Annotated in this window: 26 protein-coding genes; 10 read left to right on the top strand and 16 right to left on the bottom strand. The window is 71.6% G+C overall.

What is annotated here, in order from left to right:
* Nucleotides 1-978: 978 nt before the first annotated feature.
* A complete protein-coding gene (locus ACZ4EG_RS34620; RefSeq protein ID WP_467793419.1) occupies nucleotides 979-2604 on the bottom strand; it encodes a FadD3 family acyl-CoA ligase in 1626 nt (541 codons plus the stop codon).
* 94 nt (nucleotides 2605-2698) lie between these two features.
* On the opposite strand from ACZ4EG_RS34620, the gene ACZ4EG_RS34615 reads away from it, so the two are divergent.
* From ACZ4EG_RS34615 to ACZ4EG_RS34605, 3 genes are read left to right on the top strand one after another with little or no spacing between them, the layout of a single operon-like run.
* A complete protein-coding gene (locus tag ACZ4EG_RS34615; RefSeq protein ID WP_453551447.1) occupies nucleotides 2699-3901 on the top strand; it encodes a lipid-transfer protein in 1203 nt (400 codons plus the stop codon).
* A 6-nt stretch (nucleotides 3902-3907) separates the two neighbouring features.
* Nucleotides 3908-4327, top strand: coding sequence for a Zn-ribbon domain-containing OB-fold protein (locus ACZ4EG_RS34610; RefSeq protein WP_467793418.1), 420 nt, complete (start codon nucleotides 3908-3910; stop codon nucleotides 4325-4327).
* Nucleotides 4324-5103 carry an enoyl-CoA hydratase/isomerase family protein gene (locus tag ACZ4EG_RS34605; protein ID WP_467793417.1) on the top strand — a complete coding sequence of 260 codons (780 nt, stop codon included), beginning with the start codon at nucleotides 4324-4326 and terminating at the stop codon, nucleotides 5101-5103. Before ACZ4EG_RS34610 ends, ACZ4EG_RS34605 begins: the two co-directional genes overlap by 4 nt.
* A 12-nt stretch (nucleotides 5104-5115) precedes the next feature.
* On the opposite strand, the gene ACZ4EG_RS34600 is transcribed toward ACZ4EG_RS34605, so the two are convergent.
* The 3 genes from ACZ4EG_RS34600 to kbpA all read right to left on the bottom strand — a co-directional run bounded on the left by ACZ4EG_RS34600 (nucleotide 5116) and on the right by kbpA (nucleotide 9075).
* Nucleotides 5116-5733 carry a hypothetical protein gene (locus tag ACZ4EG_RS34600; protein WP_467793416.1) on the bottom strand — a complete coding sequence of 206 codons (618 nt, stop codon included), beginning with the start codon at nucleotides 5731-5733 and terminating at the stop codon, nucleotides 5116-5118.
* A 24-nt stretch (nucleotides 5734-5757) separates the two neighbouring features.
* Nucleotides 5758-8175: a protein serine/threonine kinase AfsK gene (afsK, locus tag ACZ4EG_RS34595; RefSeq protein WP_467793415.1), complete on the bottom strand. Its 2418-nt coding sequence runs from the start codon at nucleotides 8173-8175 to the stop codon at nucleotides 5758-5760.
* Nucleotides 8176-8343: 168 nt separating this feature from the next.
* Nucleotides 8344-9075: an AfsK-binding protein KbpA gene (gene kbpA, locus ACZ4EG_RS34590; protein WP_453551460.1), complete on the bottom strand. Its 732-nt coding sequence runs from the start codon at nucleotides 9073-9075 to the stop codon at nucleotides 8344-8346.
* Between the two features lie 134 nt (nucleotides 9076-9209).
* On the opposite strand from kbpA, the gene ACZ4EG_RS34585 reads away from it, so the two are divergent.
* Nucleotides 9210-9845 carry a TetR family transcriptional regulator gene (locus tag ACZ4EG_RS34585; protein WP_390709997.1) on the top strand — a complete coding sequence of 212 codons (636 nt, stop codon included), beginning with the start codon at nucleotides 9210-9212 and terminating at the stop codon, nucleotides 9843-9845.
* Nucleotides 9846-9946: 101 nt separating this feature from the next.
* Here ACZ4EG_RS34585 and ACZ4EG_RS34580 read toward each other — a convergent pair whose 3' ends face one another.
* A complete protein-coding gene (locus ACZ4EG_RS34580; protein ID WP_263209944.1) occupies nucleotides 9947-10399 on the bottom strand; it encodes an Lrp/AsnC family transcriptional regulator in 453 nt (150 codons plus the stop codon).
* Nucleotides 10400-10481: 82 nt separating this feature from the next.
* Between ACZ4EG_RS34580 and ACZ4EG_RS34575 the strand changes: the two genes are divergently transcribed.
* Nucleotides 10482-11099 carry a LysE family translocator gene (locus ACZ4EG_RS34575; protein ID WP_467793414.1) on the top strand — a complete coding sequence of 206 codons (618 nt, stop codon included), beginning with the start codon at nucleotides 10482-10484 and terminating at the stop codon, nucleotides 11097-11099.
* A 3-nt stretch (nucleotides 11100-11102) separates the two neighbouring features.
* Here ACZ4EG_RS34575 and ACZ4EG_RS34570 read toward each other — a convergent pair whose 3' ends face one another.
* Both ACZ4EG_RS34570 and ACZ4EG_RS34565 read right to left on the bottom strand, forming a co-directional pair.
* Nucleotides 11103-11579: a nitroreductase family deazaflavin-dependent oxidoreductase gene (locus ACZ4EG_RS34570; RefSeq protein WP_467793413.1), complete on the bottom strand. Its 477-nt coding sequence runs from the start codon at nucleotides 11577-11579 to the stop codon at nucleotides 11103-11105.
* Complete coding sequence (locus ACZ4EG_RS34565; RefSeq protein WP_467793412.1) at nucleotides 11579-12769, bottom strand: acyl-CoA dehydrogenase family protein; 1191 nt, start codon at nucleotides 12767-12769, stop codon at nucleotides 11579-11581. Before ACZ4EG_RS34565 ends, ACZ4EG_RS34570 begins: the two co-directional genes overlap by 1 nt.
* A 126-nt stretch (nucleotides 12770-12895) precedes the next feature.
* Between ACZ4EG_RS34565 and ACZ4EG_RS34560 the strand changes: the two genes are divergently transcribed.
* Nucleotides 12896-14071, top strand: coding sequence for a thiolase C-terminal domain-containing protein (locus ACZ4EG_RS34560; protein WP_467793411.1), 1176 nt, complete (start codon nucleotides 12896-12898; stop codon nucleotides 14069-14071).
* Nucleotides 14072-14120: 49 nt separating this feature from the next.
* Here ACZ4EG_RS34560 and ACZ4EG_RS34555 read toward each other — a convergent pair whose 3' ends face one another.
* From ACZ4EG_RS34555 to ACZ4EG_RS34545, 3 genes are read right to left on the bottom strand one after another with little or no spacing between them, the layout of a single operon-like run.
* Nucleotides 14121-15659 carry a WD40 repeat domain-containing protein gene (locus ACZ4EG_RS34555; RefSeq protein WP_453551474.1) on the bottom strand — a complete coding sequence of 513 codons (1539 nt, stop codon included), beginning with the start codon at nucleotides 15657-15659 and terminating at the stop codon, nucleotides 14121-14123.
* Nucleotides 15650-15835 carry a DUF397 domain-containing protein gene (locus tag ACZ4EG_RS34550; RefSeq protein WP_467793410.1) on the bottom strand — a complete coding sequence of 62 codons (186 nt, stop codon included), beginning with the start codon at nucleotides 15833-15835 and terminating at the stop codon, nucleotides 15650-15652. Before ACZ4EG_RS34550 ends, ACZ4EG_RS34555 begins: the two co-directional genes overlap by 10 nt.
* Nucleotides 15832-16647: a helix-turn-helix domain-containing protein gene (locus ACZ4EG_RS34545; protein ID WP_467793409.1), complete on the bottom strand. Its 816-nt coding sequence runs from the start codon at nucleotides 16645-16647 to the stop codon at nucleotides 15832-15834. The genes ACZ4EG_RS34550 and ACZ4EG_RS34545 overlap by 4 nt, the downstream gene beginning before the upstream one ends.
* Nucleotides 16648-16730: 83 nt before the next feature.
* Here ACZ4EG_RS34545 and ACZ4EG_RS34540 point away from each other — a divergent pair, with 83 nt between their 5' ends.
* Nucleotides 16731-17147, top strand: coding sequence for a hypothetical protein (locus ACZ4EG_RS34540; protein WP_467793408.1), 417 nt, complete (start codon nucleotides 16731-16733; stop codon nucleotides 17145-17147).
* A gap of 10 nt (nucleotides 17148-17157) precedes the next feature.
* Nucleotides 17158-17826 (top strand): pyridoxine/pyridoxamine 5'-phosphate oxidase, encoded by a 669-nt coding sequence (locus ACZ4EG_RS34535; protein WP_467793407.1) that lies wholly within the window; start codon nucleotides 17158-17160, stop codon nucleotides 17824-17826.
* An 11-nt stretch (nucleotides 17827-17837) separates the two neighbouring features.
* Here the strand turns inward: ACZ4EG_RS34535 and ACZ4EG_RS34530 are convergent, their stop codons facing one another.
* The 4 genes from ACZ4EG_RS34530 to ACZ4EG_RS34515 all read right to left on the bottom strand — a co-directional run bounded on the left by ACZ4EG_RS34530 (nucleotide 17838) and on the right by ACZ4EG_RS34515 (nucleotide 20316).
* Nucleotides 17838-18713, bottom strand: coding sequence for a GNAT family N-acetyltransferase (locus ACZ4EG_RS34530; protein WP_467793406.1), 876 nt, complete (start codon nucleotides 18711-18713; stop codon nucleotides 17838-17840).
* 38 nt (nucleotides 18714-18751) lie between these two features.
* Nucleotides 18752-19354, bottom strand: a complete 603-nt coding sequence (locus ACZ4EG_RS34525) for a GNAT family N-acetyltransferase (RefSeq protein ID WP_467793405.1) — start codon at nucleotides 19352-19354, stop codon at nucleotides 18752-18754.
* Nucleotides 19355-19419: 65 nt separating this feature from the next.
* Nucleotides 19420-19824: a Zn-ribbon domain-containing OB-fold protein gene (locus tag ACZ4EG_RS34520; protein WP_453551624.1), complete on the bottom strand. Its 405-nt coding sequence runs from the start codon at nucleotides 19822-19824 to the stop codon at nucleotides 19420-19422.
* Between the two features lie 45 nt (nucleotides 19825-19869).
* Nucleotides 19870-20316, bottom strand: coding sequence for a DoxX family protein (locus tag ACZ4EG_RS34515; RefSeq protein ID WP_453551493.1), 447 nt, complete (start codon nucleotides 20314-20316; stop codon nucleotides 19870-19872).
* Nucleotides 20317-20520: 204 nt separating this feature from the next.
* Here ACZ4EG_RS34515 and ACZ4EG_RS34510 point away from each other — a divergent pair, with 204 nt between their 5' ends.
* Nucleotides 20521-21759, top strand: a complete 1239-nt coding sequence (locus ACZ4EG_RS34510) for a flavin-containing monooxygenase (RefSeq protein ID WP_467793404.1) — start codon at nucleotides 20521-20523, stop codon at nucleotides 21757-21759.
* A gap of 152 nt (nucleotides 21760-21911) precedes the next feature.
* On the top strand, nucleotides 21912-23396 hold the full coding sequence (locus ACZ4EG_RS34505) for a flavin monoamine oxidase family protein (protein WP_467793403.1): 1485 nt from the start codon (nucleotides 21912-21914) through the stop codon (nucleotides 23394-23396).
* A 25-nt stretch (nucleotides 23397-23421) separates the two neighbouring features.
* Here the strand turns inward: ACZ4EG_RS34505 and ACZ4EG_RS34500 are convergent, their stop codons facing one another.
* Nucleotides 23422-24840, bottom strand: coding sequence for a sensor histidine kinase (locus ACZ4EG_RS34500; RefSeq protein ID WP_453551501.1), 1419 nt, complete (start codon nucleotides 24838-24840; stop codon nucleotides 23422-23424).
* Nucleotides 24837-25562 (bottom strand): response regulator transcription factor, encoded by a 726-nt coding sequence (locus ACZ4EG_RS34495; protein ID WP_467793428.1) that lies wholly within the window; start codon nucleotides 25560-25562, stop codon nucleotides 24837-24839. The genes ACZ4EG_RS34500 and ACZ4EG_RS34495 overlap by 4 nt, the downstream gene beginning before the upstream one ends.
* Nucleotides 25563-26044: the final 482 nt, after the last annotated feature.

Below are 26044 nucleotides of genomic sequence, written 5' to 3'. Positions count from 1 at the left end.
GTGGAGCGCGGGAGCCGGGTGGCGGCACGCCGGGTGGGCTTAGCGGCTTGCGGCCAGTGGGCGGTGGAGCGCGGGAGCCGGGTGGCGGCACGCCGAGTGGGCTTAGCGGCTTGCGGCCAGTGGGCGGTGGAGCGCGGGAGCCGGGTGGCGGCACGCCGGGTGGGCTTAGCGGCTTGCGGCCAGTGGGCGGTGGAGCGCGGGAGCCGGGTGGCGGCACGCCGGGTGGGCTTAGCGGCTTGCGGCCAGTGGGTGGGGTGGTGGCGGCTCAGGGTGTGGGATTGGCGGGCCGGGGGTGGGCTTGGGAGGGCGGGATGGCCCTCTTGGGCGTTCTGGGCGGCTCCTCACCAGGCCCACCCGGCTTCCCCTCCCTCACCACTGGCCCAGATCCACCAACTGGCTCACTCCGCGTGAGCAGTGGGGCTGATGTGACCAGAGGGATTTCCTCAGCACCGTCATCGCCGAGCGCCCGTCCCATCACCAGCCGCAAGCCCCTGAGCCAACCCGGTGTGCCGCCACCCGGCTGATGCGCCCCGCTCCCCGCTCCCCGCTCCCCACCGGCCGCGAGTCGCTAAGCCTCCCCGGCGTGCCACCACCCAGCCGATGCGCACCCCGCCCCCCACCGGCCACTCGCCGCTAAACCAACCCGGCGTGCTGGCGAGGCGCGACCGCGCCCCCGTCACCCCGGACGCAAACGCAGCCCACCCAAGGGCCCGACGCACCCAAGCCGGCCACTTCCCCCCGGCCGCCCGCTCGCTTCCAACCCGTGCTGGAACGCCCCTAGTCAAGGGTGCCCCGCAGGGGCATCGCCGAAGGCGACGCGGAGCGACAGCGGAGCGCCCTTTACTCGGGGCGTGGAAGCACGACACTGACAAAGAAGCGGGCGGCCCCACGGCCACTCATCGGGGCAACGGCCGGACAGCTTGCCCCCTCGCCCCCAGCCCCCTCGCCTTCCAGCCCCCTTACCGCCCCCTCGCCCCCTCACCGCCCCCGCAACTCCCCCTTCACCACCTTCCCCCCGGCGTTCCGAGGCAGCTCGCTCACGAACTCCACCATCCTCGGGACCTTGTAGTTGGCCATCTCGCGGCGGGACCAGGCGATCAGGTCGTCCGCGGTGAGCACGGCGCCCGCCCTGCGCACCACGAACGCCTTGCCGACCTCGCCCAGCCGGGGGTCCGGGACGCCGATCACCGCCACGTCCGCCACATCCGGGTGCAAGCCAAGGAGTTGCTCTATCTCCGCCGGGTACGCGTTGAAGCCGCCGACTATGAACATGTCCTTGATGCGGTCCGTGATGCGCAGGTTCCCCGCCTCGTCCAGGACGCCCACGTCACCCGTGCGCAGCCAGCCGTCCGGCGTCATCGTCTTCGCCGTCGCCGTCTCGTCCTCGTAGTAGCCCCGCATGACGTTGAAGCCCCGGACCAGGACCTCCCCGGGGGTGCCGGGAGGCACCGCCGTGCCCTCGGCCTCCACGACCTTCACCTCCGTTCCCGGTATCGCCCTGCCCGACGTCGACGCGATCACCGTCGGGTCGTCTCCTCGGCGGCACATGGTCACGATGCCGCTCGCCTCGGACAAGCCGTACGCCGTCAGGACCGTGTCCACGCCCAGTTCGCCGCGCAGGCGTTCCACCAGGCGCAGCGGGACCACCGCCGCGCCCGTCACCACCAGGCGCAGCGCCGACAGGTCGTGGGCGTCCCGGGCCGGGTGGTCCAGGAGGGACTGGTGCAGGGTGGGTGGGCCGGGCAGGACCGACACCCGCTCCGCCGCGATGTTCGCCAGCACCGTGTCCACGTTGAACACCGGCTGCGGGATCATCGTCGCGCCCCGCATCAGGCACGCGATCACGCCCGCCTTGTAGCCGAAGGTGTGGAAGAAGGGGTTCACGATGAGGTAGCGGTCGCCCCGGATCAGACCCGCCAGGTCCGCCCACACCTCGTACGCCCGCAGCGTCTGCGCATGCGTGATCATCGCGCCCTTCGGGCGGCCCGTCGTACCCGACGTGAAGATGATGTCCGAGAGCGATGAGCCGTCCAGTTCGCCCGCCCGGCGTCGTACCTCCGCCCCGCCCACGCCCTCCCCCGCCGCCAAGAAGTCCTTCCACGTCCGGAAGTCGGCCGGTGCGTCGTCCGACAGGACCACCACCTGTTCCAGGGACGGCAGCCCCGGCAGGGGACCGAGACCTCCATCCCCAGCCCCATCCCCATTTCCATCCTCCTCCCCCGCCGCCCCTCTCAGCGACGCCACGTACGACGTCCCCAGGAACGTTCCCGTCACGAACAGGAGCCGGGTTCCGCTGCGGCGCAGTACGTCCGCCGCCTCCGTGCCCTTGAAGCGGGTGTTGAGGGGGACCAGGACCGCGCCCGCCGACACCGCGCCGAGTGCCGAGACGATCCAGTCGAGGGAGTTGGGGGCCCAGACGGCCACCCGGTCGCCCACCTCCAGCCCGCTCGCGATGCAGGCCGCCGCCGCGCGTTCCACCCGCGCGCCCAACTCCGCGTACGAGATCCTCGTACGGCCGTCCACCACCGCCTCGGCGTCCGCGTGCTGCTCCGCAGCCGACCGCACCAGGCCAGGGATGCTGCCCCATTCCACGTCACCGCGCACAACCGGCCTCCCCACGAGAGCTGACTGACCGTCAGATTAGCTGTAGCCTGACGCCCTGTCAGCAGACGGTGACCGCCCCGGAGGTGTGCGCAGCATGGCTGGAGGATCGGGAGGGTCTGGGGGATCGAGAGGGTCCAGAGGATCTGGAGCAGCTGGGATCAAGGACGCCACCGCCATCGTCGGGATCGGGCAGACGGCCTTCGCCAAGCGCCTTCCCGAGGACGAGCGGACCCTCGCCTGCCGTGCTGTCCTCGGCGCCCTCGACGACGCCGGGATCGACCCCGGAGAGGTCGACGCGCTCGCCTCCTTCACCATGGAGGAGACGGACGAGGTCGAACTCGCCAAGGCTCTCGGGCTGGGCGAGCTCACCTTCTTCAGCAAGGTCGGGTACGGGGGCGGGGGCTCCTGCGCCACCGTCGCGCATCTGGCGGCGGCCATCGCGAGCGGTCAGGCCACCGTCGGCGTCGCCTGGCGCTCGCGCAAGCGCGGGAGCGGGCCGCGGCCGTGGACCAACACCGCCGTGCAACTGCCCACGCCCGCCCAGTGGACCCGGCCCTTCGGGCTTCTGAGGCCTGCCGACGAGATCGCCATGCTCGCCCGTCGTTATATGCACGAGTACGGCGCGACCCGGGACCATCTCTTCAACGTCGCCCTCGCCTGCCGCAACCGCGCCAACCAGAACCCCGCCGCGATCATGTACGAGCGGCCCCTGACCCGCGAGATGTACATGACCGCCCGCTGGATCAGCGAGCCGCTCTGTCTCTACGACAACTGCCTGGAGACGGACGGGGCGTTGGCGTGCGTGGTCGTCTCCGCCGAGCGGGCGCGGGACTGCCGGCGGGCGCCCGTGTACGTCCACTCCGCCGCCCAGGGGCTGCCCGCCCAGCACCACGGCATGGTCAACTACTGGAACGACGACCCCCTCACCGGCCCCGCCTGGACCGCCGCCCGCCACCTGTGGAAGCACGCCGACCTCACCCCGGAGGACGTGGACGTCGCCCAGATATACGACGCGTTCACCCCGCTCATACCGCTGTCGCTGGAGGGCTACGGCTTCTGCGGGCGGGGAGAGGGCGGGGCGTTCACCGAGGGGGGCGCCCTGGAGATCGGCGGGCGGCTGCCCCTCAACACGGGGGGAGGCGGGCTCTCCGAGGCGTACGTCCATGGCTTCAACCTCATCAACGAAGGTGTGAAGCAACTGCGCGGGACCAGCACCGCCCAGGTCCCGGGCGCCTCCACCTGCCTGGTCACGGCAGGCGAGGGAGTTCCCACGTCCGCTCTCCTGCTGAGGAGTTGACCTCCCATGCTGTCTCCCGTCACCGATGCCGACGGCGCCCCCTTCTGGGAGTACGCCGCCCGGGGCGAGCTGCGCGTCCAGGCGTGCGCCGACTGCGGTGAGCCCCGCTTCCCACCCCGGCCCTGCTGCCCGCACTGCCGGTCCTTCGCCTGCGAGTGGCGGCCGACGAGCGGGCGGGGGCGCATCTGGTCGTACGTCCGTCCTCATCCGCCGCTGCTGGCTGGCTACGCGGAGCTGGCGCCTTACAACGTCATCCTCGTCGAGCTCGACGAGCTGCCCCGGATACGGATCGTCGGGAATCTCGTCAGTGGGGCGGGCGCGTCCATCAACTCCGTGCCGGAGAGCCGGGTTCGGGTCGGGGCTCGGGTGCAGGTTGTTTTCGAGCCCGGGAGTGGTCTTCCGCAGTGGGTCCTGGAGCGGCCATGAGCGGCGCCCTCCGGGTCACCACCGACAAGGACACCGGCGTCGCCGTCGTCACCCTCGACCGGCCCCGGAGGCTCAATGCCATCGACCTCGCCATGGCCGCCGAACTCGGGGACATGTGGAGGGCGTTGCGGTTCGACGACGCCGTGCGGGCCGTCGTGCTCACCGGTGCCGGGGAGCGGGCCTTCTGTACGGGGCTGGACCGGGACGCCGTCGTGCCGCAGCCCTCGTCGCCGTACATGCAGGACGATCCGCTGATCGCCATCGGGCCGAAGACGAACGACCTGTGGAAGCCCGTCGTCGCAGCCGTGAGCGGGATGGCCTGCGGGGGTGCCTTCTATCTGCTCGGGGAGTCCGACTTCGTCGTTGCCGACACCAGTGCGTCGTTCTTCGATCCGCATACGACGTACGGCATGGTCAGCGCGTACGAGTCCGTGCTGATGGCACAGCGCATGCCGTACGGGGAAGTCGCGCGGATGGTGCTGATGGGCAACGCCGAGCGGATCGGGTCCGAACGGGCGCATACCATCGGGCTCGTCTCCGAACTCACCGAGCCCGGCGGCGCGTTGGCTGCCGCCGTGCGGTGTGCGACCGTCATCGCCGGGTATCCCGCCGAGGCCGTGCAGGGCACGGTGCGGGCGCTGTGGGCCGCCAAGGAGGCGGCCCGGGAACGTGGGTTCGCGCAGGCGCCGCATCTGATCGCGCTGGGAAATCTGCCGGGCGAGCGGCAGGCGGAGCTGTTCGCCGCCCGGCGGCCCGGCGGTTTCCGGACGCGGTGACGCGCGGGCCTGTCAGCTGACGGCCGGTGCGGCCGCTTCCAGGTCGCAGTGGTCGACGCGGGCGGCACGGTCGTCGTAGCCGCGGATGTCGACCTGCGCGGTCGCCTTGTCGTTCGCGGGCACGTCGACCTCCTCCACCCGGGAGATGATCTCGGCGTCCCGGGCGTCCCTGAAGGTGATGGTGACGGCGAACGTGCCCTCGTCGGCGTTGGGGTTGGTGACCTCGACGGTCGCGTACGGCTTCTTCGGCGTCGCGCAGCTCAGCAGCTTCGCCGTCGCGTCGTCCAGGGCCGGCGCGGTGGTACTGGTGCTGCTGCCGCTGCCGTAGTCGTCGTCCGAGTTGTCGTGGTCGTCGTACGGATCCGAGTCCCGGTAGGAGCCGGAGCCGCCGCCCGAGCTGCCGTAGTCGTCGTCGTCCTTGTACGTCCCGCCGCCGGACGTGGACGACGACGTGTCGTCATGGTCCTGGCTGGAGCTGCTGCAGCCGCCTCCTCCGCCGCCGCTCCCGGAATGGTGGTACCCGTGCCCGTGCCCGTGTCCGTGCCCGCGTCCCGATGTGAAGCCGGTCAGCGCGAGAACCACCAACGCCGACACCGCTGTGAACCTGAGTGTGCGCCCCCGTGATCGCATGCCGTCACCCTACCGAGCAGGGGACTACGTCGTGCGGGCGGTGCCCGTCCCCTTCTCCGCGTCCAGGGCGTAGACACAACGGTCCTTGCTGCACGCGTACACGACCCCGTCCTTCACGACGGGCGATCCGGTGATCTCGCCGCCGGTCGCCAGCTTCCACCGCAGCCGGCCGTCGTCGGCCTTCAGGGTGTAGAGGAGGTGGTCGGTGGAGCCGAAGTGGATGCGGCCCTCGGCGACCGCGGGGGCGCCCACGATGTCGCCGCCCGACTGGAAGCGCCACTTGGGCGTGCCGGTGACCGCGTCCAGCGTGTACAGGCCCTTGCCGCTGCCGACGTGGACATGGCCCGCGGCCACCAGGACCGGCTCGATGGAGGCGCGGGACTCGGTGGCGATGCGCCAGCGGTCGCGGCCGTCGGTGGCGTCGAGGGCGTAGACCGTGCCGAGGTAGTCGGCGAGGTAGATGCCGCCGCCGGTGACCGCGGGGCCGGGGACGAAGGTGGGCGCGCAGAGGAAGACCGCGGGGGCCTCGAAGTGCCAGCGCACCATGCCGCTCGCCACTTCGATGGCCAGGACTCTGGAGCCGGCCGAGACATAGAGGTAGCCGTCGGACGCATGGGTGAGCCGGACCGGGACCCCGCCGCAGGACGCGGCGTCGCCGATCGGGTACGACCAGCGCTCCTCGCCGGTGCGGGCCTCCAGGGCGCGCAGCCGGGCGTCCTGCCAGACGTAGACCGTGCCGTCGTGGACGGCGGGTCCGGCCTCGGGGGACTCGAAGTCGGTCTGGCAGCCGGTGATCTCCCAGAGCTTCTGCCCGTTGGAGGCCTCCCAGGCCTGTACGCCGCCGCCGCGGGTGCCGGTGACGACCGTGCCCCGGTCGGCGTGCAGGGAGTACACCCAGGCCTCGGTGGACAGCCGCCACAGATCGGCGCCCTCGCGGGCCTCCAGGGCGAACAGGGTGGGGCCGTCGGAGGCGTGGATACGGCCGTCGGCGACCGCCATCGACCAGGCCACGTCGCGGGTCTTGAAGCGGCGGCGGCCGGTGGCCACGTCCAGGGCGTGCACCTCGAAGGAGGTGACGTAGACGAGGTCGCCGTCGACGGACGGGGTGCCCCAGACGTCGTTGGACATGCGGAAGCGCCAGGGGCGCCAGCCGGAGGCCGTCTCCGGGGATGGGGGTCCCCCCTGTCCGAGCGGAGCCGAGGACTTGGGGGAGGCCGGGGACGCCGGTACGGCGGGGTCGGCGCCGTTGACGCCGGGGCGGGGGCGGGACCAGTTGGCGACCAGGCCGGCCTCCGGCGGGGGTGCCTTGACGGCGGCGGCGCGGGCGTCGGCGACGCGCGGGCCGGGGCCGATGGGCACCTGGGCGCCGGCCAGCCGGACGGGACCGGCGTCGGGGCCGCCGGCGGGCGCGCCGACCGGCACGGGCGGGGCCGCGATCACCGGGTCGTGCGGCGGTGGGGGCGGCACCCCGGGCCCGCCGGGCAGGGCGGGTGCCGCGGCCCGGCCGCCGCTGCGCGGGCCGGCGGGCGCGGGCTTGGCCGCCGGGCGGCCGCCGCGGCGGGACTCGATCAGGGCGACCGCCTTCTCGGGCAGCCACGCCGACGCCGTACCGCTGTCGTCGGAGCCGGAGCCGAAGAGGTGGGGGGCGAGCTGGGCCTGGAGGTCGGCGGGGTTGGGCCGGCCGGTGGCCTCCATCTGCATCAGGGACTCGATGAGCGGGCGCAGCTCGTCCGGGAGCCCCTCCAGGTCGGGGCCCTCTCGCAGCAGCATGAAGACGGTCTCGACGGGGTTGGCGCCGTGGAAGGGCGGGTGTCCGGTGGCGGCGAACACCAGCATCGAGCCGAGCAAGAAGACATCGCTCGCGCCGGTGACGCTGCGGGAGTCCTTCGCCTGCTCGGGAGACATGTAGGCGGGTGTGCCGACGGCCACGTTCGTCATCGTCAAACGGGTGTTCGAAACGCCGGACGCGATACCGAAGTCGATGACGCGGGGACCGTCCTCGACGACGAGCACATTGGAGGGCTTGAGGTCCCGGTGGACCAGCCCGGCGCCGTGGATGGACTGCAGGGCCTCCGCCACGCCCGCCGCCAGCCAGCGCACCGCCTGGGCCGGGAGCGGCCCGCAGTCGTTCACTATTTCTTCGAGGGAGGGCGCGGGCACGTACGCGGTGGCCAGCCAGGGCACGGCGGCGCGCGGGTCGGCGTCGACGACCGCGGCCGTGTAGAAGCCGGAGACCGCGCGGGCCGCCTCCACCTCACGTGTGAAGCGGACGCGGAACAGCTGGTCCTCGGCGAGCTCGGTCCGGACCGTCTTGATCGCCACGCGCCGGCCGGATGCCGAGCGCGCGAGATAGACGAGCCCCATACCGCCGGCACCCAGCCGTCCCAGCACCTCGAACGGCCCGATCCGCCGTGGGTCGTGCTGCGTCAGCTGATCCACCACTTGCCTGCCACCTCCCCGTACGGGTCACGTCACCCACATATGTACGCGACCCCGTGCAGCGTCTCACCACCGCACCGCCGTGGCGGCACGCACCCCGATTCTTCCTGGCCCGGGCGCAGGTTGCGAACCCTGTGATAAATCGGGGTGTCTCGTGGTAAGTGAGACATTTCAGCGCCGCAACAGCGCGAACGACGCCCCCTGATTGTCGGTGACGACCGTCACTGTGCCGTACGACGTCTCGAATGGCGGAGCCTGCACCCGCCCGCCGAGCCGTCGCACCGCCTCCACCGAGTCCTCCATGTCCTCCACCCCGAAGTGGACGAGGAAGTGCGGCGGCATCTCGGCGGGGAAGACGTCGGAGACGGGAGCGCGGCCGAAGTCGGGCTCGGTGTCCGAGCCGAACAGGGCGTCGTGGAAGAGGTCGGCGTAGAAGTCGTTGGCCGCCTCGGTGTCCCGCGTGTACAGCTGGACCCAGCCGAAGGTGCCCGGGGAGTGCCGCTCCCCGAAGCCGCTGTGGCTGCCCGGCTGCCACAGCCCGAAGACGGCGCCCTCGGGGTCGGCGGCGAGGGCGGCCGTACCCAGGTCGTCGACCGGCGTCGGCGCCGTGACCACCTGGCCGCCGGCCGCGAGGATCCGCCGGCACAGCGCCTGCACGTTCGGCGTCGCGAAGTACACCGTCCAGACGGTGGGCATACGGCCGTCCGTCTTGTGCGCGAGCGCGGCGACGGGCGAGCCGTCCTTGCGGGCCCATACGGCGGAGTCGTACTCCGTGCTGTCCTCCTCGAAGGTCCACCCGAAGAGCTCACCGTAGAACCGCTTTCCCGCCTCCACGTCGGGAAGCTGCGCGTCCACCCAGCACGGGACGCCCTCTCCGTACACCGATGCCCTGTTTTCGGCCATGCCGCCAAAGTAGCGGCGCCGCGCGCACCCCGCAGACCAGGCACACCACTCTCCACACCCCCATGCACCCCATTTGCAGTCGGCCGAATCGCGCTCCCATCACCCCTCGGTAAGCTGACGGCATGACAGGACAAGTGCGTACCGTCGACGGCCGCGTGGCCGGCCGACGTGGGCAGGCGACCCGGCAGAAGCTGCTCGACTGCCTCAGCGAGATGCTCAGCTCCTCCCCTTACCGGGACGTCAAGGTCATCGATGTCGCCCGGAAGGCGGGCACTTCGCCCGCGACCTTCTACCAGTACTTCCCGGACGTCGAAGGCGCCGTCCTGGAGATCGCCGAGCAAATGGCCGCCGAGGGCGCCGGGTTGACCGCGCTGCTCGAAGGGCGTTCCTGGGTCGGCAAGGCGGGCTGGCAGACCGCCCAGGAACTCGTCGACGGATTCCTGGAGTTCTGGCGCAGGAACGACGCGATCCTGCGCGTCGTCGACCTCGGCGCGGCCGAAGGGGACAAGCGGTTTTACAAGATCCGCATGAAGATCCTGAATTCGGTGAACAACTCCCTTTCGGACTCCATTGCCGAACTCCAGTCCAAGGGCAGGATCGACAAGGACGTGAACCCGGCGGCGATCGCGGGCTCGCTGGTCGCGATGCTCGCGGCGGTGGCCGCGCACCAGAAGGGTTTCCAGACCTGGGGCGTCAAACAGGCCGAACTCAAGCCGAACCTGGCGCTGTTGGTGCACCTGGGCGTGACCGGCAAGAAGCCGGCGAAGTAGCCCCGCACACCGGCGGACCGCATTGCACGGCCCCACGTCCTGTCTGGCGGGCGGCAGTTCACAGAGGTGAACTGCCGCCCGCGCCGCTGGGCCCCGTCCGGCTAAGCGGGCAGCGGCCGGTCGCGCACCACGTGCTTCATCACCAGCGTGGACGTCAGCCGCTGCACGCCCGGCAGCGTCGCCAGCCGCTCGTCGTACAGCCGCTGGAAGGCGGCGAGGTCGGCGGTGGCCACCCGCAGCAGATAGTCCGGCTCACCGAACAGCCGCTGCGCGTCGAGCACGTACTCCACCTCGCTCACCGCCCGCTCGAACTCGGCGACCGTGTCCCGGTCCTCCTGCCGCATGGACACGAAGACCAGCGCCTCGAAGTTCAGCCCGAGGGCGGCCGGGTCCACCACCGCCCGGTACCCCTGAATGGCCCCGGACCGCTCCAGCTCCCGCAGCCGCCGGTGACACGGCGAGACGCTCAGCCGCACCCGCGCGGCCAACTCGGTCACGGTCAGCCGCCCGTCCTGCTGAAGCTCGGCAAGGATTTTCTGGTCCACGTCGTCCATGAAGAAGATATTTGCCCAGAACTCGCGATCATGAGCAAATTTCGGCAACACTTTCGGGCCAATCACGCCTAATGTCCCTACCATGGATGCGGGAGCGTTGATTTCTTTCCTGGCCGTGGACCTGCTGCTGGTCTGCGTGCCGGGCGCCGACTGGGCCTATGTGATCGCGGCAGGCCTGCGTGGCCGCTCCGTGCTGAGCGCGGTGTCCGGCCTGGTCGCCGGGTACGCGCTGCACACGACGCTGGCCGCGGCGGGCCTCGCCGTCCTGGTCGCGGGCTCACCCCGGCTGCTCACGGCGCTCACGGTGGCCGGCGCCGGGTACCTGGTCCGGCTGGGCTGGGGCGTACTGCGCAGGCCGGCGGCACCCGAAGCGGCAACGGCGGACACCCGCACCTCCCGCGTCTTCCTGCGCGGCGCCACGATCAGCGGTCTCAACCCCAAGGGCCTGCTGCTCTACCTCTCCGTCCTCCCCCAGTTCCTCACCCTCAGGAGCGCCCACCTGCCCGTACCGGTCCAGACGGCCGCCCTGGGTCTCCTCCACATGGCCTGCTGCGCCGCCGTGTACCTGACCGTCGGCACCCTGTCCCGCGCCCTGCTCTCCGCCCGCCCCACGGCCGCCCGCGCGGTGACCCGCACCTCGGGGGCGGCGATGCTCGGAATCGGCGCGTTCCTGCTGGTGGAGCGGCTGGCGACGCTGTGAGGGCTACCTCCGTACGATCCTGAAGATCCGGATCTCCCGCACCACCCGCGCCTGGTACGTCGCATAGGGCGGCCAGAACACCAGCAGCGCCTTCCAGACCGCCGCCCGCTCGTCCCCCTCGAGGAGCCGGGCCGTGACGGGGATGTCCTCACCCTTCCAGCTCACCGTGGCGTCGGGATGCGCGAGCAGGTTGTGGGTCCAGGCGGGATGGTCGGTCCGACCGAAGTTGGACCCGACGAGGATCCAGCCGCGCCCGCCCTCCTCGGGCATACAGGCCAGCGGCGTACGGCGCGGCAGCCCGCTGCGGGCACCGGTGGACGTCAGCACCACACCGGGCAGCAGCTGCGCGCTGAGCAGCACCTTGCCCCGGGTGACCCGGTGCACGGCCCGGTCGAGCGCGGGAACGACATGCGGGGCGACCTTCGCGAAGCCCCGGGTGGAGGACACCTTCTGCACCAGGCGCACACCCAGACCGGCCATCAGACCGCCACCTCCGCCCGCTCGAAGAGCCGCGCCGAGTCGGCCGCGCGGGCGCGCAGCTGGTGGACCGGCCCGAACAGCAGCTCCTCCCCCGCGGCCCGCTTGAAGTACAGATGGGCCTCGTGCTCCCAGGTGAACCCGATCCCGCCGTGCAGCTGGATCCCCTCACCGGCGGCCGTCCGCAGCGCCTCCAGGGCCTGCGCGAGAGCGAGCCCGCCCACCCGCTCGCCGCCCCGGACGGCCGTGGCCCAGGCCGCGTAGTAGGCGGCCGAGCGGGCAGCCTGCACCTGCACATACACATCGGCCAGCCGGTGCTTCACGGCCTGGAAGGACCCGATCAGCCGCCCGAACTGCTCCCGCTGCTTCACGTACTCGACGGTCCGCTCCAGGGCCCGGCCGGCTGCCCCGACGGCCTCGGCGGCGAGCACCGCGGCGGCCGTGTCACCGAGGGCGGAGAGGGCGCCGAGCACGTCGGCGTCGGCCGACCCCAGCAACCGGGCGTCGACGTTGCGCAGTTGTACGCGCCCCTGCGGCCGGGTGGCGTCGAGGGCGGTCTGCCGGGTCCGCACCACCCCCGCCGCGTCCCCGTCCACCAGGAAGAGCAGGGTCCGCGACCGGGCGAACCCCCCGGTGTGGGCGGCCACGACCAGCAGCCCGGCGCTGTGCCCGTCGAGCACCTGCGCGACCTCCCCGTACAACCGCCACCCGTCCCTCGCCCGGCTCGCCTGCACACCCCCCGCACGACCGCCGCCGGCCCACTCCCCGTCGTTGTCACCGGTCAGGGTGAGGACGGAGGCGAGGGCGTTGCCGGGCACGGCGAGGGCGGCGGTGAGCGCGCCCGAGGCGAGCCGGGGCAGCAGGTCGGCGCGCTGGGCGTCGGTTCCGAGGGCGAGGATCAGCGGCGCGGCGAGCACGGAGGTGGCGAGCAGCGGGGTCGGGGCCGGCACGCGGCCCGTCTCCTCGCAGGCGAGGGCGAGTTCGGTGGCCGAGCAGCCGACCCCGCCGTACGCCTCGGGGAGGGCCAGCCCCGGCAGCCCGAGCTGGTCGGCGAGGGCCGTCCACAGGACGGGGTCGTGCCCGGCGTCGGTGTCGAGGGCGGTGCGCAGTTCCTCCGGGCCGCAGCGTTTGTGGAGCAGTTCGCGCAGGGTGCGGCGGATCTCGTCCTGTTCGGCGGTGAGGCGCGTGTCCATGGCTGTTCCCTCCGGCCCGATCTGACCGCCCGATCTGACGGGCCGTCATGTTAGGGCGAGGAAGCCGGGATGCCCAGAGAGACGACACCTGCCACGCCGGACCGAATCTGATGTACCGTCAGATTTATGTCACCAGGGAGCAGCAGGAACGTGGCCGTGGTGGGCGTAGCCCTCTCCGACTGCGGCCGAGTGGACGACACCACCCCCTACGCCCTGAACGCCCAGGCGGCCCGCCGGGCCCTGGCGGACGCGGGCCTGGACCGCGCCCATGTGGACGGCTTCGCCTCGGCGGGCCTGGGCACCCTGGCACCGGTGGAGGTGGCCGAGTATCTGGGCCTGCGCCCCACCTGGGTCGACTCCACCTCCGTGGGCGGCTCGACCTGGGAGGTCATGGCGGCGCACGCGGCGGACGCGATAGCGGCGGGCCATGCGAACGCCGTCCTGCTGGCCTACGGCTCGACGGCCCGCGCGGACATCCGGGCAGGCCGACGCACGGGAAACCTGTCCTTCGGCGCCCGGGGACCGCTCCAGTTCGAGGTCCCCTACGGCCACACGCTGATCGCCAAGTACGCGATGGCGGCCCGCCGCCACATGATCGAGTACGGCACGTCGATCGAGCAGCTCGCGGAGGTGGCCGTGCAGGCCAGGGCCAACGCGGCCCTGAACCCGGACGCCATGTACCGCGACCCGATCACCACCGACGACGTCCTCGCCGGCGAGCTGATCGCCGACCCCTTCACCAAGCTGCACTGCTGCATACGCTCCGACGGCGGCGCGGCGGTGCTGCTGGCGGCGGAGGAATACGTACGGGACTGCCGGACCCCGCCGGTGTGGGTCCTCGGCACCGGGGAGCACGTCTCCCACGCCGCGATGTCCGAGTGGCCGGACTTCACGGTGACACCGGCGGCGGTGAGCGGCCGGCTCGCCTTCGAGCGGGCGGGGGTGCCCCCCGGGGAGATCGACTTCGCGGAGATCTACGACGCCTTCACGTACATGACCCTGGTGACCCTGGAGGACCTGGGCTTCTGCGGAAAGGGAGAGGGCGGGGCGTTCGTGGAGAAGGGCCGGCTGCTGGTGCGGGGAGGGGAGCTGCCGGTGAACACGGACGGGGGCGGGTTGTCGGCCCAGCACCCCGGGATGCGGGGCCTGTTCCTGCTGGTGGAGGCGGTACGACAGCTGCGGGGGGAGGCCGGGGAGCGTCAAGTGCGAAGGTCGGGCGGCGAGTTGCCGCAACTGGGGGTGGCGTCGGGCACCGGCGGTTGGTTCTGCTCATCGGGAACGGTGGTGCTGGGCCGGGACTGAGCCCGCGGGCACGGCTCACGGAACGGCCCGGCTCACAGAGCGGTCCGGCTCACGGAGCGTGCACGAGGATGCGTCCCTCCGCGGTGCCGATCATCACGAGACCGCTTCCCGACACCGCCAGGCACAGGGGCGTGAAGACGTGGCCGCCGACGGCGGTCGGGGTGTGGCGGATCTGCTTGCCGTCGTCGATGCGCAGGGTCAGCAGCTCACGTGCCCGGGTCACGGCATGCACCAGCCCCGCGTGCACATCGAGCCCCACGACCTCCGCATCGGCCCGGTGCGCCCACAGCACCTCACCGCCGGGCAGGGCCCGCAGCAGCACATGCGGCCCCGTGGAGCCGTGGCAGGCGTGGAGGACGCCGGGGCCGTGGAGCCCCGCGTCGCCGTCCACGTACACGGCGGGCCCACTGCGCAGATACCCGGTGACGGAGGCGTCCCAGGCAAGCGGAAAGAGCGACTCGACACCGTCCGGCGTGACCTTCGAGACCCACTTGTCGAGAAGCTCCCGGCGAGGGCTGTCACCGAGCCCCCGCAGCAGCAGGAGATACGGCGACCGGCGCACACGAAAGCCGTACGAGCTGTCGCACTCCCCCAGCGGGACCTCGGCCAGCCGTCTGCCCGAGGGCGTGAAGACCACACTGTCGTACGGCGGCCACTGCGGACCGGGGAACAAGTCCCGGGAATCGCGGGCGATCCAGGCGCCGTCCGTCCTGTCGACGATGTCGACGGGGAAGTCCAGTTCACGATTGCCGATCAGCGTCCCGTCCATGAGGGAGAAGCGCAGCAGCCGCGTACGGCGGTCGGCGCTGTCCCCCACGAAGTAGGGGACCCAGGCGGTCTCCTGGTCCGGAGCCACGTACACCTGCCGTCCGACGTGCCCGTGCTCGTCGGGCACCGGCACGGACCAGAGCGGCTCCCCGTCCCGGGACCAGCACTCCAGGAGGGTGCGGGAGCGCAGGACGGCGAGGACGCGTCCGTCACGCAGGGGCTCCAGGACCGTGACTCCGTCGCGCGGGGCCCAGGCGCGGCCTCGGCCGGCGGCCAGCTCGGCGAGATGGGCGCGTGCGTCGGGGATACGGGGAAGTCGCTCGGGAGCGTTCCAGTCGACCTCGACGGGTGAGCGCGGGCCGGGGGTCAGGGTCTCGGCGTCGACGACACAGACGAGGTAGTGATCGAACCCTTCGTGCTCGCCCTCCGTGTCCGGCACGGAGAGCGTGAGTTCGAGGCTCCGCCCGTCGTCGGTCCAACGGTGGGCGGTGACGCCGACGTCGTCGAAGGCCAGGGTCGCGCGAACGCGGGTCTCCGGCTCGTAGAGGATCAGCTGCCCCTGGCGCTCGTACTCGTCGTCCCCCTCCTCCGTCCCGAGGGCCAGGACCGGCCGGCTCGGATGGAAGGCCAGGCACTCCACGCCGTGCTCGAACTCCAGCTGCTCCCACAGGGCGAGGTCACTCAGCCGGTACACGACGACGCGGCCACCGCCCGAGCCGCTGGCGTGACAGCTGACGGCAAGCCAGTGACCGTCGGCACTTTCGGTGACCTGGAAGGGGAAACCGAGTTCAGGGAAAGGGGTGTCGGGGATCAGGTGCACTTGAGGAACGCGGTCCAGGTGGCGGGGGTGACGGTGAGGGTGGGGGCGTCGGGGGTGGGGAGGTGTTTGGAGTCTCGGATGTGGATGGTGGTGGGGGTGGTGGCTATTTCGAGGCAGGCCTCGCCCTCTGCGTTGCTGTAGCTCGACTTGAACCAGGCCAGTTCGGTCGTGTTCACAGTTGTCCCGCCTTCCTCTCGATGAGGGCCGAGGACTCCTCGGGGGTGAGCGCATGAGCCCGCAGCACGCCGAAGAGGTCGAACATCTGGCTCACCTGCTCCGGCTCATGGATCAACTTACTGCCGCCGTTCGCTTCCACGAACACCAAATTGCGTCCCTCGGACGTGCTCATGAGCTGCATCGGACCGTTGAGGCCCATGTGCGCGTGCCGGTCGGTCGGCATCACCTGGATGGTGAGCTGCTTCATCGTCCGCGCGCATTCCAGCATGCCGAGCAGCTGTTCCCTGAGCACCGTAGGCCCGCCCAGGGGCCGCTCCAGCACGGACTCCTCGATCACATACCCCACGTACGGCGCCGGATCGCGCCTCAGCACGGACTGCCGTTCCAGCCTGGCCGCTACGTGCCGCTCGACCTCCGCCTCGGTGTAGGCCGGGCGCCGCCCCGCGTACAGGGCCAGCGCATAGGCCTCCGTCTGGAGCAAGCCGGGGATGAGCATCGTCTCGTACGCGCTGATGACGAGCGCGTTGCGTTCCATCCGAACCCAACTCAGAAAGCTGGGCGGGTACTTCTCCTTCTCGACCATCTCGATGCAGACGAGGAACGCACCCCGCCCGTCGAGCAGCGCATCCGCGTCCCTCAGAAACTGCGCGGGCGGAATACGCTCGGCCCTCTCGTACGACCCGAGGCATGACTCGGAGACATGCAGCCGCTCGGCCGCCTCCTTCTGTGTGAGGCCGAGCCGCACCCGGTGGATGCGCAGCAGATCCCCCACCACGCGCCGGGCCACGGAAACCTCAGCGTTGGCCCCCACGACGACCACCTTCCTCCCCGCAAACGGCAATGTGGACCGCGTCCGTCTGGTGACGCTACGCAATCGCCGGGACCCTCATAGTCATGACGGGCAAACTGCACCCGAACTGGGTCCCTCGAACCGGCCTCCAACTCCGCCTTGCAGGCATCCATTTCGACGCGATCCGTGTCTGCGGGATCCGCGGCGAGGCGGTACTGCACCACTTGTCGACGCTGACGGACGGCCACCCGGGTCCGGTGGTCCGCGAGCTGAGCGGCTGTCGCTGGACGTACTTCCTCCTGGCGCCCGGGGAGAGCGAGGAGCACGACTGGCCGCCGGGAGTACGGAGGTTCACGAGGTCGAGGCGGGACGAGTACATCGGGGTGCCGGCGCCGGAGGGCAACACGTATCCGTTGAGCTGGCGGGCCGGGCCGCCAGAGGTGGGCGAGTTCGTGGACGCGGAGCTGCTGCACGGGGTGCTGACGGCGCAGTTCGTCCAGTCCTGCGCGGCACCGGAGTAATACTCACCCCATGGCAGCAACGGATCTCCACGAACTCCTGAGGTCACTGCGGGTATGGGCGCCCGGTGTCACGGAGCTACCCCCTTTCGACCCGGACACAGCGCCCCCGACACCCGTCCCGCTCTTCACGAGATGGTTCGCGGAGGCGGTGGCGGCGGGCCAGTACGAGCCGCACACCATGTCGCTGGCGACGACGGACGAGGACGGCCACCCGGACGTACGGATCGTGATGCTGCACGGCGCCGATGAGGACGGCTGGGCCTTCGCGACGCACGCGACGAGCCGTAAGGGCGGCCAGCTGAGGGTCCACCCGTATGCGGCCCTGGCCTTCTACTGGCCGGTGCTGGGCCGCCAGGTCCGGGTCCGGGGCCCGGTCACGTCGGCGCCGTCGCAGGAGAGCCAGGCGGATCTGCACGCCCGTTCGACGGGGGCGCTGGCAGCGGCCCTGACGGGGCGCCAGAGCGAGGTCCTGGGGTCGATGGAGGAGCTGAGGGAGGCGTCGGAGGCGGCGTGGGACCGGGCACGCAACAACCCGACGGCCCCGTCCCCGACGTGGACGCTCTACCGGCTCCACCCGAAGGAGGTCGAGTTCTTCCAGGGCGACCCGGACCGGAGACACGTACGCCTGCTGTACCGGCACGGGACGGATGGCTGGACGAGGGAGTTGCTGTGGCCGTGAGCCACGCCCCCTCAACCCCCTGCACCCCCAAACCTGTACGCCGCGAAATCGGCAACCTCCCGGTATCCGATCCGCCGGTACAGCGCGTTGCTCGTCGGGTTTGCCAGGTCGGTGAAGAGGAGGACCTCCTTTGCCCCGGCCGCCCGCGCGGCTCGGCTCGCCTCGGCTGTCGCGGCGCCCGCGTATCCGCGTCCGCGGAGGTGTGCGGGGGTGTAGACGGGGCCGATTCTGATCTGCCCCGCGACCTGGCGGGTGACCCCGGCCAGGGAGACGGGCGTGCCGTCGGGGGTTTCCCAGAGGGTGGTGCCGCCGTAGGCGATGCGCGCGTCGGCCCACTCGTCGGGGGCGATGAAGCCGGGTTCGCCGACCGCCTCGGAGAACTCCACGACCCAGCGCCGCAGCAGGTCCCGGTCGGCGGGGCCGACGGACCTCGCCCGTCCCTCCGGCACCGGCTCCGGTACCGCCAGCTCCCCCAGCCTGTAGAGCCGTTGGCGCATGCGCAGTTCACCGGACGCGCCCGACCGCCGCTGCCAGGCTGCCACGAACGCCTCTGCCGACTCCCGCTCGGCGGCGACCGCGGGGACGGGGTGGCCGGCGTCGAGCAGCCTGGCCGCGAGGGCGTCGGCCTCCTCGGCCGCGAGCGCGGTGAAGTTCAGCTGGTGCGGAGGCGTGTGCAGCAGGGTCGCCCGGATCGTGCCGTCCTCATCCGTCAGCATGCCGAACAGCGGTGACCCCTCGCCGTAGACATGCAGTCCACGCGTCCGGAGCACATCCGTCACCGTCAGCTGCACCGTGTGCAGAGCCGGCCGGGAATGCAGGAAGGCGCCCGCTCGGGAGAGGAAGGCGTCCAGGTCTTCGGTGAGCTGCCAGTCGTATGCAGGGGCCATACCTCATGATCCCGGCACGACGTGCGCCACGCCCGCTATTAATCCTCGTGCGCCTCGGGATCCGTGGCTATCCGTGCGTGCAGATGCACATCCCTGAACGCGTCGAGCCGCCCCGCCTCGAACATCGCCCCGCGCAGTGTCCCCTCGTACAGGAACCCGCACTTCCGCGCGATCCGGCACGACGCGTCATGCCCTACGGCGTGCCCCAACTCCAGTCGGTGCAGCCCCAGTTCCGTGAATGCCCAGCGTGAGGCGAGGGTGAGCGCCCGCGTGGCCACGCGTCGGCCGCGCGCCTCCGGGAGGACCCAGTAGCCGACACGGGCGGTACGCATGACGCGGTCGATCATGTTGAGGCCGATGTGCCCCAGCGCCGTACCGCTGTCCGCGTCCGTGACGCAGAAGTGTGCGCAGTTGCCGTTCGCCTCGTTCTCCGCCTGCTTGTGCAGGGACGCCCGTGCTCCGTCGAGGTCGGTGATCGCCAGCAGGGGCGTGTTCCAGCGCTGGAACTCGGGATCGGACCTGCCGCGCAGCCAAGTCGCCGCGTCGAGATCCGCGGTCGCGTCCCATCGGCGAAGACGCAGACCGTGGCCATCGAGCTCGGGACGCTGCCGATCGGGGATGCGTTCATGTGCGGTAGCCATGGGCCCATTGAATCCCCTCGGCACTGAATCCCCCGGCCCATCTCAGTCACCCGCGGGCCGGAACCTCACTCACCCGCCGGCCGGAACACCGCGATCCCCTCCCGGAACACGACGGCCAGTTCAGCCCCCGCCCGCAGTTCCCCCGCCTCGCACCCCAGCACCTCGGTCATCATCCGTGGCCCCTCCGCCAGGTCGACCACGGCGGCGACGTACGGTGTGCGGTCCCCGAACGGCGGAAGGTCGTTCCGGTGGACCACCGACCAGGTGTAGAGGGTCGCCCGGCCGCTCGCCTCCTCCCAGGTCACGTCCTCGCTCCAGCAGAACGGGCAGAACTCGCGGGGGTAGTGGTGGGCGCGTCCGCAGCCCGGGGCCCGGCAGCGGCGTATCAGCAGCCGGCCCTCCTTCGCCGCCTCCCAGTACGTCCTGGTGAAGGCGTCCACCTCCGGCACGTCGAAGCTCGGCGATCCCATCAGAGCCATCCCACCTCCTCCATCAGAACCACCCTGCCTCCCCCATCAGAACCACCCCAGCGCCGCATCCACCGACCACGTCTGCCACGCCATCCCGAACAACCCCACCACCGAGATGAGCGCCATCATCGAGTTCTGCCCCTGCTCCGCCCAGTCGTGGATCATGAGGACGAAGTAGAGGAGGTTCAGGAGCAGGCCGCCGACCAGGGCCACCGGGGTCAGGAAGCCCGTGATCAGGCCCAGTCCCAGGGCGAGCTCCGCGTACGCGACGACGTACGCCATCGCCTTCGGGCGCGGCTTGACCACGACCTCGAAGCCGGAGCGCACCGCGTTCCAGCGGTGCTTCTCGGCCATGTCCGCCGCCCAGGCGATCCCGCTCCCCGTGAACCAGGTCTTCTTGTCCTTGTGCCGCCAGCTCTCCAGCCACCACAGGCCGAGTCCGATACGCAGCACCGCCAGCCACTGCGCGCCACTGAGCCAGATCGCATCCATGAATCTGACGGTACGTCAGATCGGAAGGAAAGCCGAGACCCCGTTGGAAATTGGCCGCGCACCCACAACCGCACCGGCCCCGCCCACAACCAGCTCGCCTACGTCACCGGTTCCCCCCACTCCTCCTACAGGCGTGATCTATCCGCAACCAATTCCGGTCTTGACCGAGACCCATCAACGTGGGATGTGGTTACGCTCGCGCTCATGACCGACTCCAGCGACTCCAGCGACTCCAGCGACTCCAGCAAGCCCGCGAGATCCCTCGCCCAGCCCACCGCACACCCCGCCGACCGCCCCGTCTACGTCATAGGCGGCGGCCCCGGTGGCCTGGCGGTCGCTCACTCGCTGCGGGCCCGGGGCATACGGGCCGTCGTCCTGGAGAAGTCGGACCGGGTGGGTGCCTCGTGGCGGCGCCACTACGACCGGCTCCATCTGCACACCACCCGGCGGCTGTCGGGCCTGCCGGGGCTGCCGATGCCTCGGCGGTTCGGGCGCTGGGTGTCGCGGGACGACGTGGTGCGATACCTGGAGAAGTACGCCGAGCACCATGAGCTGGAGATCGTCACCGGTGTCGAGGTCTCGCGCGTGGAGCGCTCGGCCGAAGGCACGGGCTGGCTGCTGCACGCCTCCGGCGGGCGTGAGCTGACCGGGGGTGCGGTGGTCGTCGCCACCGGCTTCAATCACTCTCCACGCGTGCCCGACTGGCCGGGGCGGGACGCGTACGCCGGTGAGTTCCTGCACGCCGGCGAGTACCGGAACGCCAAGCCCTACGCCGGGCGGGACGTGCTGGTCGTCGGGGTGGGCAACACGGGTGCCGAGATCGCCGTGGACCTGGTCGAGGGGGGCGCGTCGCGGGTGCGGCTGAGCATCCGTACCGCTCCGCACATCGTGCGCCGGTCGACCGCCGGGTGGGCCGCCCAGTACTCGTCCGTGCTGATCCGGCGCCTGCCCGTGGGGCTCGTCGACCGGCTGGCCAGGCCGATGGCCCGGCTCAGCGTGCCGGATCTGTCGGCGCAGGGGCTGCCGCGACCGGACACGGGGCTGTACTCCCGGGCCAAGGAGGGGGCGGTCCCGGTCCTGGACGTCGGCCTCATCGACGCCGTGCGCAAGGGCCGGGTCGAGGTCGTGGCCGCCGTGGAGGCGTTCGAGGACGGCAAGGTCGTCCTGGCCGACGGCAGCCGGGTCTCCCCGGACGCGGTCGTCGCGGCCACCGGGTACGCCCGTGGCCTGGAGGGGCTCGTCGGTCACCTCGATGTGCTCGACGGGCGGGGCCGGCCGGTCGTCCACGGCGGCGCCACCCCGAAGAACGCCCCCGGTCTGTACTTCACCGGCTTCACCAACCCCATCAGCGGCATGTTCCGCGAGATGGCGATCGACGCGGAGAAGATCGCGAAGGCCGTCGCCAGGTCCGCCGCGGGACAGCTGTCCCGGATCCCGGGCTGATGTAGGACGTATCAACTCACTTACGTACACGCCTCGTTACTTGAGAGTCAGATGTGACGGGAGAGCTGTACGACGCCGCCGCACGGGGCCAGAATGTGAGCACTGCTCAACTTTCCAGCTCCACTCCCTCTCGCTCATGACGGAGGATGCACGTGGCACGCGAAAGACAGCTCTCCCGGCGCTCCCTGCTCGGCGGTGCGGCCGCCGGGGCCGTCGGTCTGACCGCCACCGCCGCCGGTACGGCGTCCGCGGCGACCACCCGTACCGTCGACGTGGCCGTCGTCGGCGGCGGGCTCGCGGGGCTCACCGCGGCTCGTGACCTGGTGGCGGGCGGCCGGTCCGTGGTCGTCCTGGAGGCCCGCGACCGGGTCGGCGGGCGGCTGGTGAACCTGAAGCTGGCGAACGGCGGCTTCACCGAGGGCGGCGGCGAGTTCATCGGCCCCACCCAGGACCGCATCAAGGCCCTCGCCGACTCCCTCGGAGTGGCGACCTTCGCCACCTACAACACCGGGAACAACCTCCTCTACAAGGACGGCAAGCGGACCCCGTACGACACCAGCGGGCTCCTCGGTTCCGTCCCGCCGGTGGACGCGGCCGGGCTCGCCAATGCCGCGATCGTGCAGTCCGAGCTCGACAGCATGGCCAAGCAGATACCGGTCGACGCGCCGTGGACCGCGCCCAAGGCCGCCGAATGGGACAAGCAGACCTTCGAGAGCTGGCTGAACGCCCACGCCGTCATCCCCTCGGCCAAGTTCCTCCTCGACGTGGCCTGTACGTCGGTGTTCTCGGCGCAGCCGCGCGAGCTCTCCCTGCTGTACGTGGTGTACTACATCGCCGCCGCCGGCAACGCCTCCACCGCCGGCACCCTGGAGCGGCTGACCGACACCGCGAACGGCGCCCAGGACTCCCGCTTCGTGGGCGGCTCCCAGCAAGTGCCGCTCAAGCTGGCGGCGACGCTCGGGGACCGGGTGGTGCTGGGCGCGCCGGTGCGCTCCATCGCGCGGTCGGGCGGCTCGTACCTGGTCACCGCGGACGGGATCACCGTGACGGCGAGCCGGGTGGTCGTCGCGGTGCCGCCGCCGCTGGCCGCGCGCATCTCGTACGACCCGCTGCTGCCCGCCGAACGCGACCAGCTGTGCCAGCGGATGCCGATGGGGTCGATCGGGAAGGCGATCGCCGTCTACGACACCCCGTTCTGGCGGGCCGACGGGCTGAACGGGCAGGCGGTGAGCGACTCCGGGGTCGTGCGGTCGACGTTCGACAACTCGCCGCCCGACGCTTCGTACGGCGCGCTGATGGGCTTCATCGAGGCCGACGAGATGCGGGCGTACGACGCGGCGAGCGTGGACGACGTCAGGGCCGCCGTGCTGAAGGACTACGCGAACTACTTCGGGGACAAGGCCAAGTCCCCGACCTCCTTCGTCCTGCAGCGGTGGGACAACGAGGGTTTCTCGCGGGGCGGGCCGGTCGCCTACGCCCCGCCCGGGGTGCTGACCGAGTACGGCGCCGCGCTGCGCAAGCCGGTGGGCGGCATCCACTGGGCCGGGACCGAGACCTCCACGTACTGGAACGGGTACATGGACGGAGCGGTGCGCTCGGGCGAGCGGGCGGCCAAGGAGGTACTGGAGGCGCTGTAGGGCAGGCGCGCAGGTCCTGGGCCGGTCATGGCGCCGTCGCGGCTGCCGGTGCCGATCGGGGCGAGCCGCTTCCGCCGCGGGAGCGGCCGCCGGCCACCGGGCGCAGGCGCACGGCGGCGTCCAGGCCGGTGCCCGACGCCGGGTCGAGGGTGATCTCGCCGCCGGAGGCGTTCACCAGATGGCGGACGATGGGCAGACCGAGGCCGGTGCCGTCGTGGTGGGAGTCGGAGGCGCGCCAGAAGCGGTCGAAGGCGCGGGCGCGGTCGGCCTCGGACATGCCGGGGCCCTGGTCGACAACGTGGAGTTCGACCCCGGCCGCAGTGCCCGGTGACCGGTGGAGCGTGATGGTGGTGCCGGGCGGGGAGACCCTCAGGGCGTTGGCGACCAGGTTGTCGATGACCTGCTCCAGCGCCCCCGGGAGCGCCCACACCCGGCCGGCGGGGCGGCCGGTGACGGCGAGGACCACATACTGTTCGGCGGCCAGCGACTCCCACATGGCGACGCGGTCGGCGATGACGCTGTCCAGGTCGACCGGTTGCGGGGTGGTGGCGGAGTTCTCCAGGCGGGCCAGGGCGAGCAGGCCCTGCACCATGCGGCTGAGGCGTTCGACCTCGCCGACGGATTCCTCCAGGCTGCCGTGGGCGCGTGGATCGAGGTAGGGCTCGAAGTTCTCCAGGCGCAGGCGCAGTGCGGTCAGCGGGGTCTTCAGCTGGTGGGAGGCTTCGGAGGCGAACGCCTGCTGGGCCTTGAGGAGTTGTTGCAGGCGGGTCGCCGTGTGGGTGAAGGAGGCGGCGAGGCTGCGGAGTTCGGGCGGGCCGGTGGTGGCGTCCGGCGGGTTGGTGAGCCGGCCGTCGGCCAGCTGGGCGGTGGCGGCCTCCAGCGTGCGCAGGGGGCGGGTGATCCAGCGGGCGAGGGTGAAGGCGACGAGGGCCACGGCGGCCAGGACACAGGCCCCGGCCAGGGCGAGGGCGCCCCAGATGCGGTGCACGCGGGCGTTGACCTTGGCCATGGGGTAGGTCAGGCGCAGGGTGCCCCGGATGGTGGTGCCGGAGGTGCCCGGCATGGTGGCCGACAACAGGTCGCTTCCGGTGGCCACGGTCGGCCGGCCGCGCAGGGCACCGGCGATGTCCGGCTGGGCGGCAATGCTGATGCCCGTACGGCCCGACCGGTCGGAGTCGGCCAGGACGATGCCCTGCTTGTCGGTGACGACGACGTGTCCGCCGGTGCGGGTGGCGTAGTCGCCGACGACATCGGGCAGGGCGTCGAGGTTGCCCTTCTCGATGTTCTCCTCGGTGACCTCGGCGAGCATCGAGGCGTCGCGTTCGACGCTCTGGGAGGCGCGGGAGATCTCTCCTCGGGCGTAGATCCAGCCGAGTGGTATCTCAAGGCCGGCCAGCACGAGGATCGCCAGGCCGAGATAGCTGAGCAGCAGACGCCGGGTCATCCGGCCGCCCCGGGTTCCGCGTCGTGGCCGGGGACGGTGAGGCGGAAGCCGACACCGCGGGCCGTGGTGATCCAGGCCGGGTTGCCGAGCTTGCGGCGCAGCGCGGCGACGTGGGCGTCGAGGGTCTTGGTGGGGCCGAAGAAGTGCGGGTCCCACACCGAGTCCATGATCTGCTGTCGCGAGTGGACCGTGCCGGGGTCGTCGGCGAGGTAGGCGAGCAGGTCGAACTCACGGGGTGTGAGGAGCACTTCGGCTCCGTCGAGGCGGACCTGGCGGGTGCGGCGGTTGATCTCCAGCGAGCCGAGCAGCTGCGGTCCGGGGGTCTCGGGCGCCGCCGGATGCGCCGGCGGGGGGAAGGGCAGCGCGCCGATGGTGCGCCGGGTGACCGCGCGGATACGGGCCACCAGCTCCCGTACGCCGAAGGGCTTGGCGAGGTAGTCGTCGGCACCCAGCTCCAGGCCGACGATGCGGTCGGCCTCCTCCCCCCTCGCGGTGATCATGATGATCGGGACGGCGGAGCGGGCACGCAGGCTGCGGCAGACGTCGAGGCCGTCCATGTCGGGCAGGCCGAGGTCGAGCAGGACCAGGTCCGGTGATCCGTCGGTGCCGGCCAGTCCGGCGGATCCGGTACGGACGTGGTCCACGGTGAAGCCGTACCGCCCGAGCCCTTCGGTGAGCGGGCCGGCGATTCGGTCGTCGTCTTCGATGAGCAGGAGCCGCATGGCGCAAGGCTCGCACAGCTGTGCCACGAGAGTTGGGCTGTTCATGGGAAGCCGCCTGGGACCTGGGAGTCGTACGGACGGTGTGCCGGCACGGGTGCCGCCCGGCCGGTCGACACGGGGGGGCGAGCAGCCGGGCAGTGGGAGCGGGGCGGTGACGACGCCGACCGTGGGGGGTCAGTCGTCGGCGTGGTCACCGTCCTCGCGTCCCTGCTCCTCCTCCCCGTGGTGGTCGTCACCGCGGTCACCGGTGACGGGCGGCAGAGCGGTCCGCGTCGGCGGGGTGGCCGTGTTCGCGGTGCCGCCGGGCGGTTCGGCGGGGAGCGTCGCGTCCGGCGGGAGGGACGGCGAGCCGGGCGACTTGGGCGCGGAGACCTGGGCGGTGCCGCCGGGGTTCGGGTTGGAGGTGACCGTGTCGCTGACCGTGGACAGCGCGAGGCCGAAGCCGCCGAGGAGGACGAGCGTGGCGACGGGCGTCAGGGCCG

This window comes from Streptomyces sp. NPDC025638 (genome assembly GCF_055558775.1).
This window is presented reverse-complemented; position numbering and strand designations above follow the sequence as displayed.